14 protein-coding genes are annotated in these 15,119 nt (G+C 70.1%); 1 reads left to right on the forward strand and 13 read right to left on the reverse strand.

The features are described 5' to 3' along the window. Positions 1 to 20: 20 nt before the first annotated feature. The 13 genes from FHT37_RS16415 to def all read right to left on the reverse strand — a co-directional run bounded on the left by FHT37_RS16415 (position 21) and on the right by def (position 13,726). Complete coding sequence (locus FHT37_RS16415) at positions 21 to 782, reverse strand: ABC transporter substrate-binding protein (RefSeq protein WP_183482921.1); 762 nt, start codon at positions 780 to 782, stop codon at positions 21 to 23. Positions 783 to 798: 16 nt separating this feature from the next. Beyond that, on the reverse strand, positions 799 to 2,229 hold the full coding sequence (gene pyk, locus FHT37_RS16420; RefSeq protein WP_091727933.1) for a pyruvate kinase: 1,431 nt from the start codon (positions 2,227 to 2,229) through the stop codon (positions 799 to 801). 119 nt (positions 2,230 to 2,348) lie between these two features. Further along, the gene (locus tag FHT37_RS16425; protein ID WP_091727937.1) at positions 2,349 to 4,667 is read right to left on the reverse strand and encodes an NADP-dependent malic enzyme; all 2,319 of its coding nucleotides are present in this window, start codon (positions 4,665 to 4,667) and stop codon (positions 2,349 to 2,351) included. Between the two features lie 146 nt (positions 4,668 to 4,813). Further along, a complete protein-coding gene (locus tag FHT37_RS16430; RefSeq protein WP_183482923.1) occupies positions 4,814 to 5,107 on the reverse strand; it encodes a hypothetical protein in 294 nt (97 codons plus the stop codon). Positions 5,108 to 5,202: 95 nt separating this feature from the next. Beyond that, positions 5,203 to 6,879 carry a M48 family metallopeptidase gene (locus FHT37_RS16435; protein WP_183482925.1) on the reverse strand — a complete coding sequence of 559 codons (1,677 nt, stop codon included), beginning with the start codon at positions 6,877 to 6,879 and terminating at the stop codon, positions 5,203 to 5,205. A 160-nt stretch (positions 6,880 to 7,039) separates the two neighbouring features. Then, positions 7,040 to 8,233: a phosphoglycerate kinase gene (locus tag FHT37_RS16440; protein WP_091727944.1), complete on the reverse strand. Its 1,194-nt coding sequence runs from the start codon at positions 8,231 to 8,233 to the stop codon at positions 7,040 to 7,042. A 154-nt stretch (positions 8,234 to 8,387) separates the two neighbouring features. After that, positions 8,388 to 8,717, reverse strand: a complete 330-nt coding sequence (locus FHT37_RS16445; protein WP_183482927.1) for an AzlD domain-containing protein — start codon at positions 8,715 to 8,717, stop codon at positions 8,388 to 8,390. Beyond that, entirely contained in the window at positions 8,714 to 9,454 is a 741-nt protein-coding gene (locus FHT37_RS16450; RefSeq protein WP_091727947.1) for an AzlC family ABC transporter permease, read from the reverse strand. The genes FHT37_RS16445 and FHT37_RS16450 overlap by 4 nt, the downstream gene beginning before the upstream one ends. A 104-nt stretch (positions 9,455 to 9,558) precedes the next feature. Beyond that, complete coding sequence (locus tag FHT37_RS16455; protein ID WP_183482929.1) at positions 9,559 to 10,338, reverse strand: head GIN domain-containing protein; 780 nt, start codon at positions 10,336 to 10,338, stop codon at positions 9,559 to 9,561. Between the two features lie 135 nt (positions 10,339 to 10,473). Next, positions 10,474 to 10,923: a hypothetical protein gene (locus FHT37_RS16460; RefSeq protein ID WP_183482931.1), complete on the reverse strand. Its 450-nt coding sequence runs from the start codon at positions 10,921 to 10,923 to the stop codon at positions 10,474 to 10,476. A gap of 169 nt (positions 10,924 to 11,092) precedes the next feature. Further along, positions 11,093 to 11,938: a zinc metalloprotease HtpX gene (gene htpX / locus FHT37_RS16465; RefSeq protein WP_183482933.1), complete on the reverse strand. Its 846-nt coding sequence runs from the start codon at positions 11,936 to 11,938 to the stop codon at positions 11,093 to 11,095. A 292-nt stretch (positions 11,939 to 12,230) separates the two neighbouring features. Continuing rightward, a complete protein-coding gene (gene fmt / locus FHT37_RS16470; protein WP_183483076.1) occupies positions 12,231 to 13,187 on the reverse strand; it encodes a methionyl-tRNA formyltransferase in 957 nt (318 codons plus the stop codon). A gap of 26 nt (positions 13,188 to 13,213) precedes the next feature. Beyond that, positions 13,214 to 13,726, reverse strand: coding sequence for a peptide deformylase (def, locus tag FHT37_RS16475; RefSeq protein ID WP_091727960.1), 513 nt, complete (start codon positions 13,724 to 13,726; stop codon positions 13,214 to 13,216). A gap of 226 nt (positions 13,727 to 13,952) precedes the next feature. Between def and FHT37_RS16480 the strand changes: the two genes are divergently transcribed. Next, complete coding sequence (locus tag FHT37_RS16480; RefSeq protein ID WP_183482935.1) at positions 13,953 to 15,110, forward strand: LysM peptidoglycan-binding domain-containing protein; 1,158 nt, start codon at positions 13,953 to 13,955, stop codon at positions 15,108 to 15,110. Positions 15,111 to 15,119: the final 9 nt, after the last annotated feature.

Below are 15,119 nucleotides of genomic sequence, written 5' to 3' on the forward strand. Positions count from 1 at the left end.
CGGCCCGTGGCCGGTGACCGTCAGAGATCGCTGTCGACCAGCGCCTGGATTGCGGCGCGGCTGCGCTGGATGGCCTCGTCCAGCCGTGGCAGCAGCGAGGCGGGCTCGCTGCCCTTGGCGGCGGCGAACAGGATGCCCTCCTCCACCAGCGGCCGGGGCAGCACCTGCAGCTGGGCGCCATCCCGCAGCGGGCGCAGGCGCCGCTCCAGGGCGGCAGCGCTGCCGCGGTGGGTGGCGAGCATCGCATCGCAGCGTCCCGCCACCAGCATGCGCGCGCGGCCCTCGAGGTCATTGCCGCCGTGCTCGACGCGGAACAGCCGCCGGCGGGCGTCCTCGAAGGCGGCGCCATAGGTCGCACCGCGCGACACGCACAACGTCAGGCCGCGCAGGTCCTCGAGCCGCTCGAAGGCGATCGGCCGCGCCTTGGGCACCACCAGCCAACCGCGGCTGACGAAGGCCGGCTGGCTGTAGGCGAAGACCTTGTCCCGCGCCGGGTTGCGCGACAGCCCGAAGGTCAGGTGCTGGCCGAGTTCCGCGCCCAGCAGCGCGCGCGGCCAGGGCAGCAGCTGCAGTTGCCACTGCAGGCCGGCTGCCTCGGCGATCAGCCGCAGCAGCGGCAGGATGAAGGGCTTGTGCGTCTGTTCGCTGATGGCCAGCCGGATCGGCCCCGGCGCACCGACCGCGGCCGCGTCGGGCTTGGCCAGCGCGCCGCCGGCGACCGTCGCCAGGCCCACGCCGCCCGTCACGCCCATCAGCAACTCACGGCGGCGCAGCGGCTTCATGCGAACGGACCGGGGTTCAGGCGACCCGGCAGACCTTCAGCATGTTGGTGCCGCCCGGGTAGCCCATCGGCTCGCCGCAGGTGATGGCGTAGGTGTCGCCCGGCATCAGCACGCCGCGCTCGATCAACAGGTCCTCGGCGGCCTGCAGCGCCTGGTCGCGATCGCTGAAGTTGGGCATCAGCAGCGGCGTGACGTTGCGATACAGCGCCATCTTGCGGTGCGTCAGCGTCTGCGAGGTCAGCGCGAAGATCGGCACATGGATGCGGTGGCGGCTCATCCACAGCGCGGTGGAGCCGGATTCGGTCAGCGCGACGATCGCCTTGCAGCCCAGGTGATGCGCGGTGAACAGCGCGCCCATCGCGATCGACTGGTCGATGCGGCCGAACTGGCGGTTGGCGAAGTCAGTGTCCAGCGTCACGAACTCGGCGTTCTCGGCCTCCCGTGCGATCGCGGCCATCTGCTGGATGGTCTCGACCGGGAAGCGGCCCGCGGCGGTCTCGGCGCTCAGCATCACCGCGTCGGTGCCGTCGAGCACCGCGTTGGCGACGTCGGAGACCTCGGCACGGGTCGGCACCGGGTTCACGATCATCGACTCCATCATCTGCGTCGCGGTGATGCAGACCTTGTCGAGCTCCAGCGCCATCTTGATCATGCGCTTCTGCAGCGCGGGCACCGCCGCGTTGCCGACTTCGACGGCCAGGTCGCCGCGGGCGACCATGATGCCGTCGGAGGCCTTGAGGATGGCCTCCAGGTGGGGGATCGCCTCGTAGCGCTCGATCTTGGCGATCATCCCCGGCTTGTGGCGGTAGGGCTCGCCGGCGACGTTGGCCAGCTGGCGGGCCATCTCCATGTCGGTGGCGTTCTTGGGGAAGCTCACCGCCAGGTATTCGCACTGGAAGGACATCGCGGTCTTGATGTCCTCCATGTCCTTGCCGGTCAGCGCGGGGGCGGTCAGGCCGCCGCCCTGCTTGTTGATGCCCTTGTTGTTGGACAGCTCACCGCCCTGCTTCACGATCGTGTGGACCTGCGAGCCGCGCACCGCCTCGACCGTCAGCACCAGCAGGCCGTCGTTGAGCAGCAGCGTGTCGCCGGGCTTCACGTCACGGGGCAGTTCCTTGTAGTCCAGGCCCACGACCATCTCGTTGCCGGGCTCGGTGCGGTCGGCGTCCAGCACGAAGGGCGTGCCGTTCACCAGTTCGATCTTGCCGTTCTCGAACTTGCCAACGCGGATCTTGGGGCCCTGCAGGTCGGCCATGATGGCCACCTGCTTGCCGGCGCGGGCCGCGGCCTCGCGGACCATGCGGGCCCGGTCGATGTGATCCTGCGCCTTGCCGTGCGAGAAGTTCAACCGCACCACGTCGACGCCGGCCTGGATCATCTGTTCCAGCACCTCCGGCGACGAAGAAGCGGGACCGAGGGTGGCGACGATCTTGGTGGCACGGGACATGACTTGTCTCTGTCTGAAATTTAGTTACAGCCGCCGATTATGAGGGGCTCTCGGGGCCTCGGCACAGTTTCCGGGAGTTACGGCGAAGTTTCCAACGCCGCGACTCCCGGAGCGTCCGATCAGCCTTGCGAGGCCTTCACGTCCGCGCTGGCGAGCGCCGTCATGTTGACGATGCGGCGCACGGTCGCCGACGGCGTGAGGATGTGCACCGGCCGCTGGGCGCCCAGCAGGATCGGTCCCACGGTCACGCCCTGCCCGCCCACGACCTTCAGCACGTTGAAGAGGATGTTGGCGGCATCCAGCGTCGGCAGCACCAGCAGGTTGGCGGAGCCGGACAGCGTCGAGTCGGGCAGGAAGTTGTTGCGCACGTCCTCCGACAACGCCGCGTCGCCATGCATCTCGCCGTCGCATTCGACCTCGGGATGGGCGGCCGCGAAGAGGTCGCGCGCCTTGCGCATCTTGACCGCCGAGGCCCGCTTGCTGCTGCCGAACATCGAGTGCGAGAGGAAGGCCACCTTCGGCGGCAGGCCGAAGCGCTGCAGTTCCTCGGCGGCCTGCCAGGCGATGTCGGCGAGCTGTTCGGCGCTGGGGTCTTCGTTGACGAAGGTGTCGGCGATGAACAGCGTGCGCTGCTCCAGCATCAGCGCGTTCATCGTCGCGAAGTTGGAGACGTTCGCCTTCAGGCCGATGAGGTTCTGGATGTGCTCCAGGTGGGAGTCGAAGCGGCCGACCATGCCGCAGATCATCGCGTCGGCGTCGCCGAGCTGGATCGCGAGCGCGCCGATCGTCGTGTTGGAGCGGCGCACCGCCGACTTGGCCATCTCCGGCGTGAAGCCGTTGCGGCCCATCGCCTGGTGGTAGGCCTCCCAGTACTGGCGGAAGCGGTGGTCGTTCTCGGGGTCGATGACGGCCACGTCCTCGCCCAGCTTCAGCCGCAGGCCGGCGCGCTTCAGGCGCATCGCGATGACCTCGGGGCGGCCGATCAGCGTGGGCTTGGCCAGGCCTTCATCGAGCGCCACCTGCACCGCGCGCAGCACGCGCTCGTCCTCGCCCTCGGCGTAGATCACGCGGGCCGGATGGGCCTTGGCCTCGGCGAAGACCGGGCGCATGAACATGCCGGTCTGGTAGACGAAACGCGAGAGCTGCTCGCGGTACGCGGCCATGTCGGTGATCGGACGCGTCGCGACGCCGGAGTCCTCCGCCGCCTTTGCGACCGCGGGCGCGATGCGCAGGATCAGCCGGTTGTCGAAGGGCTTGGGGATCAGGTAGTCCGGGCCGAAGGCCAGGTCCTGGCCCGGATAGGCCGCGGCGACTTCCGGCGGCGTCTCGGCCTTGGCCAGCGCGGCGATCTCGCGCACGCAGGCCAGCTTCATCGCCTCGGTGATCTTGGTCGCGCCGCAGTCCAGCGCGCCGCGGAAGATGTAGGGGAAGCACAGGACGTTGTTGACCTGGTTCGGATAGTCCGAGCGGCCGGTGGCGACGATGCAGTCCGGGCGCGCTTCCTTTGCGAGCTCGGGACGGATCTCCGGCTCGGGGTTGGCCAGCGCCAGGATGATGGGCTGGCGCGCCATGGTCTTGACCATCTCACCGGTCAGCACGCCGGCGGCGGAGCAACCCAGGAACACGTCCGCGTCCTTGACCACGTCGGCCAGCGTGCGAGCCGGAGTGATCTGGCAATAGCGGCGCTTGGACTCGTCGAGCTTGGCGGCATCGGCGCGCTCGCTCTGGACCACGCCCTTGGAGTCGACGACGAAGACGTTCTCGCGCTTCACGCCCAGGCCGACCATCACGTCCAGGCAGGCGATGGCGGCGGCGCCGGCGCCCGACACGGCGACCTTCACCGCGCCGATGTCCTTGCCGACCAGTTCCAGCCCGTTCAGCAGCGCGGCGCTGGAGATGATCGCGGTGCCGTGCTGGTCGTCGTGGAAGACGGGGATGTTCATCCGCGCGCTGAGCTGCTTCTCGATGTAGAAGCACTCGGGCGCCTTGATGTCCTCGAGGTTCACGCCGCCCAGCGTGGGCTCCATCGCCGCGATGATCTCGACCAGCTTGTCGGGGTCGCGCTCGGCCAGCTCGATGTCGAAGACGTCGATGCCGGCGAACTTCTTGAACAGGCAGCCCTTGCCTTCCATCACCGGCTTGGCGGCCAGCGGGCCGATGTCGCCCAGGCCCAGCACCGCGGTGCCGTTGGTGACCACGCCGACCAGGTTGCCGCGCGAGGTGTACTCGGCGGCCAGCGTCGGGTCCTTCTCGATGTCGAGGCAGGGATAGGCGACGCCCGGGGAGTAGGCCAGCGACAGGTCGCGCTGGTTGGCCAGCGGCTTGGTCGGGGTGACGGCGATCTTGCCGCGCGTCGGGGTGCGGTGATAGTCCAGCGCCGCCTCGCGCAGGGCGGCTTCGGCGGGGCTCAGGCCGAGGCCGTCGTTCTTGTCGGTCATGCAAATCTCCGTCGCGATGAAGGGGGCCCGGCGCCATTTCCGGCATGCGATCGCGGCGACGAACCGGTGCCGTAATCGCCCGGTAACAGGGGCCCGGGGGGCGCAAAGCTTAATCCTCCGGCTCGCGCGGCGCGATGAATTCAGCTTTAACTGCCATGCAAAGATGGCAATCGCTCATGCGCGCCATGAAGGTCCGCATCGGGATTTGCCCGCAAGTTAGAGCCTTCACCCGAGAACCGTGCCCAATTGCACTTCAGGTTGCCGCGCTCACGGCGTGCGAGGAACGCGCTCACTAGAAAGAGGTCGGCGCCAGCTCGCAGCCGAAGTGGCCCGGCGACATCGAGGCCGCCGAAGGCAACGACGTCCTGACCCGCGGCATCGGCTTCGCGCCGCTGCCGGTGACGCTGCAGCCCAAGCTGGCCGCGCTTCGCGGCGGTCAAGCCGGCGGACGGGAAGCTGCCGGCTTATCTGGGCGTCTGAGCTGGACCGGTGAGCGAGCCGTCTGCGCTGGGCGTCGGACCGGGCGTCCGAGCGCTCAGCCCTTCAGGCGCGGCGTCGCGTCGACGCGCGCCTGCAACTCCGGCGGCAGCCCCTCGGTCAGGTAGCTGAGGCGCGCGCCCCACTCGATGCCCGCGGGCCACAGCAGGTCCGCCGTCGACTGGACCTGATCCAGCACGTCGTCCTCGGTCAGGTGACGTTCGCGCAGGCCCACCGGGTCGATACGCATCACCAGGCACAGCATCGCGCCACCGCCGTCCGACTCGGGCAGCGTCGCGTCGAAGGCCCAGGCCTGGCCGATCAGCGGATTCGCCGTCAGCGCCTGCACCAGCGCGTCCCGTTGCCAGGACGTCAGCGTGTGTGGACGCACCCGCCCGTGCTCCAGGGCCTCGCCCGCGGCCCACAGCCGCCGCTGGCGACGCCGCCGCGAGGCCTCGTCGCGCCGCGGCGGCGCCATCGCGGCCACCGGCCATTGCGCCGGATCCGTGCCGGCCAGCGCCGCATGCCCCATCGCCCAGCGCAGCCTTTGCGATGCCCCGGCCCACGGCGAGTGCTCGCGGCATAGCGCCTGCCATTGCGCCGGGCTCAACCAGCGCGCCGCGGCGCAATCTTCGAAGGCCGCGGGCGTCAGCGCCAGGCGCGATGCATCGCACCCCAGCGCCTCGAGCCGCGCCGCGTGGGGCGGATGGCTGCCACGCGGCTGACGGTGGCGCAGCAGCGCCTCGCGCTCGGCCTCGGTCACCGGCGACTGCGCCAGCAGGCTCGGTGTCCATTCGACCCAGTCGGACGGCGGCTCGGCGTCCAGCGCCAAGCGCTCGCGCACCATCGCCGCCAGCGATTCCTCCTGGCGTTGCGATGCCCGCTCGATCAGCAACAGCGCGCGGCCCAGGGCCGCCGGCGAGGCGTGCCGGGCGGCCTGCGCGTCGGCCTCGAACTCGCAGCGGCGCGAATGGGCCTCGCTGGCGCGCCGGAACCACGGCAGGAACATCGCCGCGAAGTTGCGGCCCGCGCGCTCCCACGGCGAGGTGCTCTCGACGTCGTCGTGCCCGCCCAGGCCCTCGGCGCTCGCCCAGCTCATCCAGGCGGCGCGCGTTCGATAGATCCAGTGACCGAGCCGGCCGTGACGCCGCGAGAAGTGGCCCAGCTCATGCGCGATGACGGCCTCGGCCGCGGCGGTGTCCAGCAGGCGCAGCAAGGGCAGGCCCAGCACCAGCACGCGCCGCGTCGGTCGCAGCGACAGGCCCCGATGGCGCTCGAACGCACCGGCGTTGATCGAGTCGTCCAGCGCGATCTCGTGGACACGCGGCGCCTGCAGGGCATCGGTCAGCGCGTCCACCTTCGCGTAGAGCGCACTCGCCTGGTCGCGGGGGAGCGTCTTCAGCGCACTCCGCCAGTCCGGCTGGACCAGCCAGGCCAGGATCAGGAAGCCCAGGCCGCCCCAGACCAGCACCGTCGTGTTGGCGCCATAGAAGAAGATCGGGACGGCCATCACCACCGCGCAGGGCAGCAGCAGCATCAGCTGGAAGAAGGCGGCAGCGGCCACCGCAGCCGTCGCCAGCAACCAGCGCGGTGGCGCGGGATCGTCGAGCGTCCGTTGGTCCTCTCTCGTCGCGGACGACGGCCGGTCCAGCGCCACGGCTGCCGCTCCCTCCGCGTGTACCGTCCCCTGCCGGTCCGATTGCCGGTCCGACTGCGCTTGAGCCTGGGTGTCCATCCATCCCCCTGTGTCGCCGCGGCGGTCTGCGCGCCGTCGGCCGGTCCTCACCGTGCGACCGCTGCGTGGCGGTCGCTGTCATCAGCATGAAAAAGGGCGCCGAGGCGCCCCTTGCGTCACGCGGCGGCTTTCGTCGCCACCGCTCCTCGCCTTGCCGCGCTCAGCCCTGCGCGCGCTTGGACAGGATCTCGAAGGCCGGCAGGGTCTTGCCTTCCAACACTTCCAGGAAGGCGCCGCCGCCGGTGGAGATGTAGCCCACGTCCTGCTCGATGCCGTACTTGGCGATCGCGGCCAGCGTGTCGCCGCCGCCGGCGATCGAGAACGCGTCCGACGCCGCGATCGCGCGGGCGATGGTCTCGGTGCCGTGCGCGAAGGCGTCGAACTCGAACACGCCCACCGGGCCGTTCCAGACGATGGTGCCGGCCGCCTTCAGCTGCTCGGCCAGCAGCGCCGCGGTCTTCGGGCCGATGTCCAGGATCAGGTCGTCATCGGCCACCTCGGTGGCGGCCTTCACCGTCGCCGGCGCGTCGGCCGCGAAGGCCTTGGCCGTCACCACGTCCACCGGGATCGGCACCGCGGCGCCGCGCGCCTTCATCGACTCGATCACCGCCTTGGCTTCGCCGAGCAGGTCCGGCTCCGCCAGCGACTTGCCGATCTTCAGGCCGGCCGCCAGCATGAAGGTGTTGGCAATGCCGCCGCCGACGATCAGGCCATCGACGTTCCTGGAGAGCGACTGCAGGATGGTCAGCTTGGTCGACACCTTGGAGCCCGCCACGATCGCCACCAGCGGGCGCTTCGGGTTGGCCAGCGCCTTGCTGATGGCATCGATCTCGGCCGCCAGCAGCGGACCGGCGCAGGCGACCTTGGCGAACTGCGCGATGCCATAGGTCGAGGCCTCGGCCCGGTGCGCGGTGCCGAAGGCGTCGTGCACGAAGATGTCGCACAGCGCGGCCATCTTCTTCGCCAGCTCCTCGCTGTTCTTCTTCTCGCCCTTGTTGACGCGGCAGTTCTCGAGCAGCACCACCTGGCCCGGCTTCACGTCGACGCCATCGACCCAGTTCGCCACCAGCGGCACTTCGCGGCCCAGCAGCTCGCCCATGCGCTTGGCGACCGGCGCGAGCGAATCCTCGGGCTTGAACTCGCCCTCGGTCGGGCGGCCCAGGTGCGAGGTCACCATCACCGCGGCACCGGCCTTCAGCGCCATCTCGATCGCGGGGATGGAGGCGCGCACGCGCGTGTCCTCGGTGATCTGGCCGGCGTCGTTGAGCGGCACGTTCAGGTCGGCGCGGATGAACACGCGCTGGTCGGCCACCTTGCCGGCGGCGATCAGATCGGCGAATCGCAGGACGTTCATGGGATGAGCTTCGAGTAGTTGGAAAGCGGGTGTCCGGGCACTGCGGGCGGGCCCGGCGAATCGGGGCGCAGCTTACCAGCCGGCCGGGCGCGGCCCTGTCCGGGACGGTTACGAAACGCCGCTGGAACCGGCGTCAGGACGGGCCCGGCCGGGTCTACCAGCCCAGGCCGACCCGCAGCGCCAGCATCACCGCCGTGCCGCTGACGATGGTGCCCAGGATGCCGCGCCGCCAGAAGAAATAGGCGGTGCCGACGGCCGTCGCATACAGCCGGGCGTCCTTCCAGGTGTGGATCAGCTCGCCCTGCGTCATGACGATCTCCGGCACGATCACCGCCGCGAGCGCGGCCAGCGGCGCGTAGCGCAGGCCGTCGCGCACCCACTGGGGCAGCGGGATCTCGCGGTCCGGGATCATGAAGAAGCTGCGCGTGACCACCGTGATCGCGCCCATGCCAAGGATGCCCAGCACCGCTTCCCAGAGGCTCATGCCGACCTCCCGCCGGCGGCCGGGGTCGGAGGCGGCAGCCATTTCTCCATCAGCAGGCCCACGGCCACCGCGGCGGCGATCGCCACCAGGATGTTGAGCCGCAGCGGCAGCGCATACGCGGCCACGGCCGCGCAGCCGGCCACCGCGCCCGAGACCCAGGTGTTGCGGTCCTTCAGCAGCGAGTAGCTCAGCCCCAGCAGCGCCAGCACGCCGGCGAAACCCAGGCCCCAGGTGGTGGGAATGGTGTCGGCCAGCAGGATGCCGGCGATGGCCGGCGCCTGCCAGGCGACCCAGTTGGTCGCGACGCCGCCCCAGAAGTACGGCAACTGGTTCGCGGGATCAGGTTTTAGGTCCGGGAAGCGCTTGAGGAAGGCGACGTAGTTCAGATCGGCCGCGAAGTAGCCGATGAACAGCCGCTGCGCGCGCGGCAGCGGCTCGAAGTACAGGCGCCACTGGGCGCTGAAGATGACGAAGCGCAGGTTCACGCAGAAGGCGGTGGCCCACAGCACCCACAGCGGCGCGCCGCTGGCCAGCAGCGGCAGCGACGCCAGCTGCGAGCTGCCTGCGAAGACCACCAGGCTCATCAGCAGCGACAGCCCCACGCCCAGGCCGCTCTTGACCATGGCCACGCCGGTCACCAGCCCCCAGGCCGAGATGCCCAGCGTGATGCCGAGCATGTCGCGCGAGCCGCGCTTGAATTCCGGATGGCGCACCAGCGCCGCGAGTCCTTCCACCATGGCCGCGATTGTCGTCGGCGTGGTCCGGAAACGAAGCGCCCCTCGGCCGCTGCCGCGGCGAGGGGCGTCCACAGAGCGCCCGGCGCAGCCGGCGCCCGGGGGGCTTACTTCAGCTTGCGGACCGAGCCCGATCCGGCGTTGGACAGGCTGATCTCGGGGCTGCCGACGTAGCCGACGTCGCCGGAGCCGGCGATCCGCACGTCCAGCTTGCGGGTCGGCGCCACGGTGACGTCGCCGCTGCCGGAGATGCTGACCTTGGCCTCGTCCACGACCAGCTCGCGGGTCTTGACGTCGCCGCTGCCGGCCACCGTCACGGACAGCGCATTGGCCTTGCCGTGGACCTGCATGTCGCCGCTGCCGGCCACGCGCAGCGTCACATGGTCGGCCTCCAGGCCCTGCATGCGCAGGTCGCCGCTGCCGGCGATGCTGGCTTCCAGGTTGCTCGTCTTCATCGGCTCGACGCGGATGTCGCCAGAGCCGGCGATCGACAGGCCGCGCAGCTGGCGCATGTCCAGCGTGATCACCGGCGAGCCCTTGGCGTTCAGGCTGTAACCGCGCTTGGGCGAGATCTCCAGCGTGCGGCCCTTGCTGCCGTCGACGACCTTGGTCTCGATGTAGGCGAGCAGGTTGCGGTCGGTCTTCACCTCGACCTTGTCGGACGCGCCCGACCGCACGAAGACCTTGAAATCGCCCGACAGCGCCACCGCGTCGAAGGCGCCGACGTCGCGCGCCTCGGCGGCGACCTCGCCGTTGCCCTCGATGCGCTGCGAGCTGCCGAAGCTCAGCGACCAGGCATGGGCGGTGCCGACCGTCGCGGCGGCGGCCAGGCCCAGCGCGGCGACGGCGAACAGACGACGGGAAGCACGGAAGGACGAAGTGGTCATGGACGATCTCCTGATCTTTCGGATGATCGCATCTTCGTCGCGACGACCCGCGCCGGCGACCGGGGCAAGACGAACTGCACCCTCCGGGGGATCAACTGCGCGGCGGTCCGATGGCCCGACCGAACCGAGCCGGGCTCAGTGGCCACCCTTCTCGCCGGCCTTGTCCTTGTCCGAGCCCTTCTCGGAACCCTTCTCCGAGCTCTTCTCCGCCGCCTTGTCCGACGTGCCCACCTGCCCCTTGGCGGAGCGCGGCGACGGTTCCTCCTCCTCGGCGGCCGGCCGGCTGGCCTGCGGATTCGCCACCAGCGGGCGGGTGCCCTCGAGCTTGTTCTCGCGCATGTACTCGTCCATCTCGCGCCAGCCGTCGTACACCGCGGCCTTCTGGGCCTTGGGGTTCAGGGCGTAGCAGTCCTCGATGGCGCGCAGCGCGTTGCGGCAGGCGCCGCCGATGGCCTTGCCCTCGGCCTGCTTGGCCGCCGCCACCTTGGCGGGGTCCTCGATGCCGAGTTGGTCGCAGCCGGCCAGCAGCGCGACGGCGCCGAGCAGCGCCGCCGAGGCGGTCAGGGAGCGGAGGGAAGCCTTCATGCTGTCCTTTATCGGCCGCCGGGGCGAACGCTTGAATCAGGCAGGCCGGCGGAACGGGCCATTGTGCCGTCGCCTCCGCCCGCCCCGGTCGAATGAAAAACACCGCCCGGAGGCGGTGTTTCGTCTGGCCGGCGCGCCGGATCGCCCGGCCGGGCCGCGGGTCCCGCGTTCAGCGGCGGGACATCGCCATCAGGCGCTCAATGCGTTCCTCGGTCGACGGATGGGTGCTGAACAGGCCGCGCAGGCCGCCGCCGGACAGCGGATTCATGATCATCATCTGGGCCGTCTCCGGATGGCGCTCCGCCGTCTCCAGCGGGATGCCCTGGGCGTAGCGGTGGATCTTGTCCAGCGCCGAGGCCAATGCCTGCGGGTCGCCGGAGATCTCCGCGCCGCCGCGGTCCGCCTCGAATTCACGGGCGCGGCTGATCGCCATCTGGATCAGCGAGGCCGCGATCGGCGCCAGGATCGCCACCAGCAGTCCGACGATCGGGTTGGCGGGCCGGCCTTCGCTGTCGCGCGGGCTGAAGAACATCGCGAAGTTGGCCAGCATCGAGATCGCGCCGGCCATCGTCGCGCTGATCGTGGAGATCAGGATGTCGCGGTGCTTCACGTGGGCCAGCTCGTGGGCCATCACGCCGCGCAGCTCGCGTTCCGACAGCACGCGCAGGATGCCGGTCGTCGCGGCGACCGCGGCGTGGTCCGGGTTGCGGCCGGTGGCGAAGGCGTTGGGTGCGTCTTCCTGGATCAGGTAGACCTTGGGCATGGGCAGCTGGGCGCGCTGGGCCAGCTCCTTGACCATGTTGTAGAACTGCGGCGCGCTGCGCTCGTCGACTTCCTGGGCGTTGTACATCTTCAGCACCAGCTTGTCGGAGAACCAGTAGCTGAAGAAGTTCATGCCCACCGCGATCACCAGCGCGATCAGCATGCCCGTCTGGCCGCCCAGCACGGAGCCGATCGCCATGAACAGCGCGGTGATGGCGGCCATCAGGATGGCGGTCTTCATCAGGTTGAACATGCAATCACTCCTCGGAGAACTGCGGCCGGAGCCGCGATCGGAAATCAGTCTGAACGGTACACCGTCCAGGTCGTCCCACCTGACGGCGGGGTCGGCGCATTCAAGCCGGTTTCCCCACGCCTTCAGCCAGAAATAAGCGAACTGCCCCACCCCACCGCCAGCCCCGACTCGGTGTCTCGCTCGCGGGCGATGCCCATGCCCCTTGAAGCGAATGCCGAGCGTGCGGAGGCGATTGAGCGGAAAGGGGCATGGGCATTGCCCGCGAGCTGCTCGGTCGCCGCAGGGGCGAAGCTCACCCGAGCGATTCACCCACCTGGAGCGGCCGCGCCTGGAGGAAGGCTGCCGCGGGCAGCCGCTTGCCGCCGGCGCGCTGGAGCTCCGTCAAGCGAACGCTGCCGCTCCCACACGCCACGACCGGCCCATCGACCGACACCGCCAGCACCCGCCCCGGTTCGCCGCGCACGCCGTCGGTGTCGACGACCTCGGCGCGCCAGACCTTGAGCGGCTCACTGTCCAGCTGGGCGACGCCGCCGGGGAACGGATCGAAGGCGCGCAGCCGCCGCGCGATCTGCGCGGCGTCGTCGGACCAGCGGATCTGGCTCTCGGCCTTCTCGATCTTGTGGGCGTAGGTGACGCCGGCCTCGGGCTGCTTCACCGGGTGGAAACCGCCGCAGGCGGCGAGTTCCAGCGCCTCGACGATCATGCGGCCGCCGAGCGTCGCCAGCTTGTCGTGCAGCGTGGCGGTCGTGTCCGCCGCGGCGATCGGCAGCCGCTCGATCAGCAGCATGTCGCCGGTATCCAGGCCCTCGTCCATCTGCATGATGGTGATGCCGGTCTCGGTGTCGCCGGCCTCGATCGCGCGGTGGATGGGCGCCGCGCCGCGCCAGCGCGGCAGGATCGAGCCGTGGATGTTCAGGCAGCCCAGGCGCGGCAGGTCCAGCACCCACCGCGGCAGGATGAGCCCGTAGGCGGCCACCACCAGCACGTCGGGCCGGGCCGCCAGCAAGGCCTCGCGGCCGGCCTGGGCTTCGCCCGGGAACTTGCCGTCCAGCCGCAGGCTGCGCGGCTGCGCGACCGCCAGGCCGTGCGCCACCGCAAGCTGCTTCACCGGCGAGGCCTGCAGCTTCATGCCGCGACCGGCGGGGCGGTCGGGCTGGCTCAGCACCAGCGGCACCTCGAAGCGGGCGTCGAGCAGCGCCTGCAGCGCGACGGCCGCGAACTCGGGCGTGCCGGCGAAGGCGACGCGCAGGCCGCCGGGGGTCGGGGCGTCGGCCATCAGCGCTTGGCGTCCTCGCGGGCCTTCTTCACCAGCTTGGTCTTGATGCGCTCGCGCTTGAGCGGGCTCAGGTATTCGACGAACACCTTGCCGGCCAGGTGGTCCATCTCGTGCTGCACGCAGACGGCCAGCAGGCCCTCGGCGTCGAACTGGAAGGTGTGGCCGTCGCGGTCCAGCGCCTGCACGGTGACCTTCTTGTGACGCATGACCTTGTCGTAGATGGTCGGCACCGAGAGGCAGCCCTCCTCGCCTTCCATCATTTCCTCGCTGCGCGCGACCAGTTCCGGGTTGATCAGCACCAGCGGCTGGTTGCGTTCCTCGGAGACGTCCATCACCAGCAGGCGCTCGTGCACGTCCACCTGCGTGGCGGCGAGGCCGACGCCGTCAGCGTCGTACATCGTCTCCAGCATGTCGTCAGCCAGCGCGCGGATGCGGTCGTCGACGGCGGTGATCGGCTTGGCGACGGTGTGCAGGCGCGGATCGGGGTATCGAAGAATGGAAAGTTTCGCCATGGTGGGGACGCGGAGGGTGGTGGACCGCTGTGGACGGCGCACAACGCCTGTTTGTAAGGGCTTGCAAGGGACGGCGGGCACCTTCATTGCGGGTGCCCCTGAACCGGGGCAGAATCGCCGCCAGCGAGAAGGTCGATTTTCGCCGATTTGGCGGACTGCACGGCCCTCGTCACAAAAGCGCCATTGGCCACGAGGGGCCTTCGATCTCGGCGCGGGAGAACAAGTAATGACGCAAAGGCGGCCGCTGGGCTTGACGACGATTTTTGCAGCCCTGCTGGCGGCCTCTGCCGCCACGACGTCCTTCGCGGCAGGCAACTACCCCATCACGCCCGACCAGCGCCAGACCGCCCAGCAGGTCGCGCAGGCCGGTGTGCCGTTGTCGGAGCTGGCGCCGAACGCGCCCGACACCTACACCGTCAAGTCGGGCGACACGCTCTGGGCCATCTCCGGCCTGTTCCTGAAGAGCCCGTGGCGCTGGCCTGAGCTCTGGGGCATGAACACCGACCAGATCCGCAACCCCCACCTGATCTACCCGGGCCAGGTGCTGATGCTGATCAAGTCCGACGGCCGCGCGCGGCTGCAGGTGGGTCGCGATGTCGGCGGCGCGGCCGGCGGCACGGTCAAGCTCTCGCCGCGCGTGCGCGCCGAGTCGCTGTACGACGGCTCCATCGCCGCGATCCCGCAGCACCTGATCGAGCCCTTCCTCAACGAGGCGGTCGTCCTGAACGGCAACGAACTGGCGACGGCCCCCCGCATCGTCTCGGCGCAGGAAAACCGCGTCTGGATGACCAAGGGCGACCGGGCCTATGTGCGCGGCAACCTGACGCCCGACATCGATGCCTACCGCGTGTTCCGCGAGCCGCGCCCGCTGCGCGACCCGGTGTCCAAGGAAGTGCTGGGCTACGAGGCCGTCTACGTCGGCACCGCGGACCTGACCCGCGCCGGCGCGCCCGCGACGGCCAGCACCAAGGAAGTCCCCGCGACGCTCACGCTGACGCTGAACCGCCTGGAAGCGCAGCCCGGCGACCGGATCGCGCCGATTCCGCCGCGCTCCTACACGAGCTATGTGCCGCACGCGCCGGCTGGCGCGATCGATGGCTACATCGTGTCCATCTACGGCGACGCGATCACCGCGGGCCAGAACCAGATCGTCGCGCTCAACAAGGGCAGCCGCGATGGCCTGGAGCGCGGCCATGTGCTGGCGCTCTGGCACAGCGGCCGTGTCGTGCGCGATCCGACGACGCCCCGCCGCGAGGAAGTGAAGCTCCCCGACGAGCGTCACGGCCAGCTGTTCGTCTTCCAGGTCTTCGACCGGGTGTCGTACGCGCTGATCCTGTCGGTCCAGGAACCGGTCGTCCCGGGCGACCGCTTCACCCAGCCGTGATCGTGCGGC

Source organism: Mitsuaria sp. BK037 (assembly GCF_014193045.1).
Lineage (GTDB): Bacteria > Pseudomonadota > Gammaproteobacteria > Burkholderiales > Burkholderiaceae_C > Roseateles.